A 3,106-nucleotide genomic window follows, 5' to 3' on the forward strand; every position below is an offset into this window, starting at 1 on the left:
GGAGCGGGATCGGTGCCGGTGCCGGCAACGGCAGCGGGATCGGGGCCGGCCTGCGCGGGATGCGCGAGCGGATCGGAGCGGTCGGAGGTACTGTCGTGGCGGAGCAGCGCGAGCAGGGCGGCTTCATCGTCCGCGCCGAGGTGCCGCTCGCCGAGGTGCCGGCCGCAGAGTCGCCGGCCGGAGCTTCGGCATGATCCGGGTGCTGCTCGTCGACGACCAGGAGTTGGTGCGCTCGGGCTTCCGCGTGATCCTCGAATCCGAACCCGACATCGAGGTCGTCGGCGAGGCCGCGAACGGCGAGGAGGCCGTGCGCGCCGCCTCCGAACTCGCGCCCACCGTCGTCTGCATGGACGTGGAGATGCCGGTGCTGGACGGCATCGAGGCGTCTCGGAGGATCCTCGCCGATGCTCGCTCCCTCGCTACGGGCGCGGGGGCCGCCTCCGATGCCGCTTCAGGTGCCGCCCCTGAAGCTCCTGCGCCGGCGATCCTCATCCTGACCACCTTCGGGCATGAGACCTACCTCTTCGATGCGCTGGCGGCCGGAGTCAGCGGGTTCCTCCTCAAGACGTCGCGCGCCGAGCAGCTCATCGAGGCGGTGCGCAGCCTCGCCGCGGGCCAGGCGCTGCTCGGCCCGGACGTGACGCGAGCGGTGCTGGATCGGATCGCCGGTGCGGATGGCACGGCAGGGGCAGCGCTTCAGCCGGTCACGAACCCCGGCGATGACGATGGCACGACCGGCCCGGGAGGCCGCGACGCCGCGTTCGCGCGGGCGGGTCTGACCGAGCGGGAACGCGAGGTGCTGTCGCTGCTGGCGGAGGGCCGCTCCAACGCCGAGATCGCAGGAGAGCTGTTTCTCGGAGACGCGACAGTGAAGACGCACGTCTCGAACATCCTGCAGAAGCTCGGGGTGCGGGATCGGATCCAGGCAGTCGTGTGGGCGCATACGCACGCTATCGGTTGACGCGCGGCAAGGATGCGCAACGAGCATGAGGCGAAGTGGAGCCGCCTGTCGGATTTGAACTGCGCCCAGCCGCTCCCGCAAAGCATCGCTTTGCGCGGCGATGGCGCTGCGGGTGCTCTGCGCCCGCAGTAATCGGTTCTCGGAAATCCGATCGGCGGCGAAACAGTTGAGGCCCGCTGCGCGGGCCTCAACTCGTGGAGCCGCCTGTCGGATTGGCATGATTCGCACCAACGGCAGAACGCGACGCGTTCTGCCGCGAATCATGGCGGCGCTCACGGCGACGCCGACCGTAGGTCGTCGGTTCGACCGTCCCCGAGATACATCTGAAGCGAAGTGGAGCCGCCTGTCGGATTTGAACCGACGACCTGTTCTTTACGAGGGAACTGCTCTACCCCTGAGCTAAGGCGGCGCGGCCGGGCGATGCCCGACACAAGCTAAAACTCTATCACGGCTCGCGGGCCCACAACGCACCGGGACCTCCACGGGTCGCACCCCTGAGAAGTAGTGCTCCGACGGCCTCTCAGCCGCCCGCCTCGCACCGGGCCGCCGCCGGCTCCGGCACGGCGCCGCTCAGCAGGTAGTCGTCGACGATCGCGTCGATGCAGGCGCTCTCTCCGTACGCGGTGTGCCCCTCTCCGACGTAGGTGAGCAGCACGCCGCTCTCGAGCTGCTCGGCGAGCGACTCCGCCCAGGCGTAGGGCGTCGCGGGGTCGCCGGTGGTGCCGACGACGAGGATCGGATCGGCGCCCGGCGCCGTCACCGGCCCGGTCACGTCGACCGCGGGGGCGGGCCATTCCGCGCAGCCGAGTCCGCTGAAGCTCTGGTAGCGGCCCGTTACCGGCGCGAGGCTCATGGTCGCCTCGGCCTCGGCACGCAGGGCGTCGAAGTCCTGTGCGGGCTGCCGCGGGTAGTCCAGGCAGTTGATGGCGGTGAACGCCTCGATGAGGTTGCTGCGGTAGACCCCGTCGACCCGGCCGTTGTAGCGGTCGGCGAGCCGGAACGCCTGCTCCGCCCGCCCATCCGCGACCTCTTCGAGGAGCACGTCGAGCTCGGGCCAGCGCTGCGATGCGTACAGCGGCGCGACCAGCGCGGTGAACAACGTCGAGCCGTAGAGCATCCGCCCGTCGTCCGCACGGATCGGGTCCGCCTCTACGTCGGCCAGCAGCTCTGCGATGCGCGCCATCCCCGCGTCGGCATCATCGGTCAGGGGGCATCCGGCCCGGCCGAGGCAATCGGCGACGTAGGCCCGCAGCGCGGCCTCGATGCCGATCACCTGACGGCGGGCGATCTCCGTGATGTCGGCGGCCGGATCCATCGCGCCGTCGAGCACCAGGCGCCCGACTCGCTCCGGGTGGGCGTCGGCGTAGAGCGCACCGATCCGGGTGCCGTACGAATAGCCGAGGTAGGCGAGCCGTTCATCGCCGACGATCGCGCGCAGCATCTCGAGATCCTCCACCGTGGAACCGGTGTCGACGTGCCCGAGCAGTGCACCGGTCCCGTCGGCGCAGGCCGCCCCGAATTCGGCGTTCGACTCGAGAACCGTTTCGATCCACGCGTCGCTGCCGAACTCCAGGTTCGCGCCGTCGGCCTCCGGGTCGCCGGTGCCGTAGAGGAACTCGTCGAGGCCGGCGTCATCGAAACAGCGCACCGCCGAGGAGCTGCCGACGCCGCGCGGATCCCAGCCGACCACGTCGTAGCGCTCCCGCACCTGCGCGTTCACGAGCCCGTCGACGTTGCCCAGGACCGCGTCGGCCGTCGAGGCGCCCGGGCCGCCGATGTTCACGAAGAGCGTCCCGATCGGGTCGCCGCCCGTCGCCGGGTGCTTCACCAGGCGCAGCGTGATCCGCTCACCCTCCGGATCGGTCCAATCGAGCGGGGCGTAGACGTCGGCGCAGACGCTGCTACCGCCGCAGTCTCCCCACCTCGGCTCCTGCTCGGCGAAGCTCGCGAAGTCCGCGTCCGGCTCCGGCACGCCGGCCGGGGAGCGGAAGAGCGACCCGATGACCGGCGCGCAGGCCGTGATCACGAGCGCCGCCGCGGTGAGCACGGCGACGAACACCACGAGTACGCGTCTGGTCACGAGCGAACGCCGGGTCGCGCACCGGCAGATGCAGCCGCCCCTGCCGCGGATGCGGGGCCGCCGAT

General features: G+C 70.9%; 2 protein-coding genes, 1 tRNA gene and 1 pseudogene. 2 read left to right on the forward strand and 2 right to left on the reverse strand.

What is annotated here, in order from left to right; genetic code table 11:
• Positions 1–194: pseudogene (locus ACFPZL_RS11655) on the forward strand (sensor histidine kinase); the annotation flags it as partial.
• Positions 191–961: a response regulator gene (locus tag ACFPZL_RS11660; protein ID WP_218115424.1), complete on the forward strand. Its 771-nt coding sequence runs from the start codon at positions 191–193 to the stop codon at positions 959–961. The pseudogene ACFPZL_RS11655 and the gene ACFPZL_RS11660, both read left to right, overlap by 4 nt.
• Before the next feature lie 334 nt (positions 962–1,295).
• On the opposite strand, the gene ACFPZL_RS11665 is transcribed toward ACFPZL_RS11660, so the two are convergent.
• Together ACFPZL_RS11665 and ACFPZL_RS11670 are read right to left on the reverse strand one after the other, a co-directional pair.
• Positions 1,296–1,370: transfer RNA gene (locus ACFPZL_RS11665), tRNA-Thr, on the reverse strand.
• Between the two features lie 111 nt (positions 1,371–1,481).
• Positions 1,482–3,041 carry an alpha/beta hydrolase gene (locus ACFPZL_RS11670; protein ID WP_218115423.1) on the reverse strand — a complete coding sequence of 520 codons (1,560 nt, stop codon included), beginning with the start codon at positions 3,039–3,041 and terminating at the stop codon, positions 1,482–1,484.
• Between the last annotated feature and the right edge of the window lie 65 nt (positions 3,042–3,106).

It is taken from the genome of Leucobacter soli, from assembly GCF_042659205.1.
GTDB classification, from domain to species: Bacteria; Actinomycetota; Actinomycetes; order Actinomycetales; family Microbacteriaceae; genus Leucobacter; species Leucobacter soli.

Excerpts from the sequence above, each read along its gene's own strand:
- ACFPZL_RS11660 (WP_218115424.1), top strand. The coding sequence starts at position 191 with ATGATCCGGGTGCTGCTCGTCGACGACCAGGAGTTGGTGCGCTCGGGC.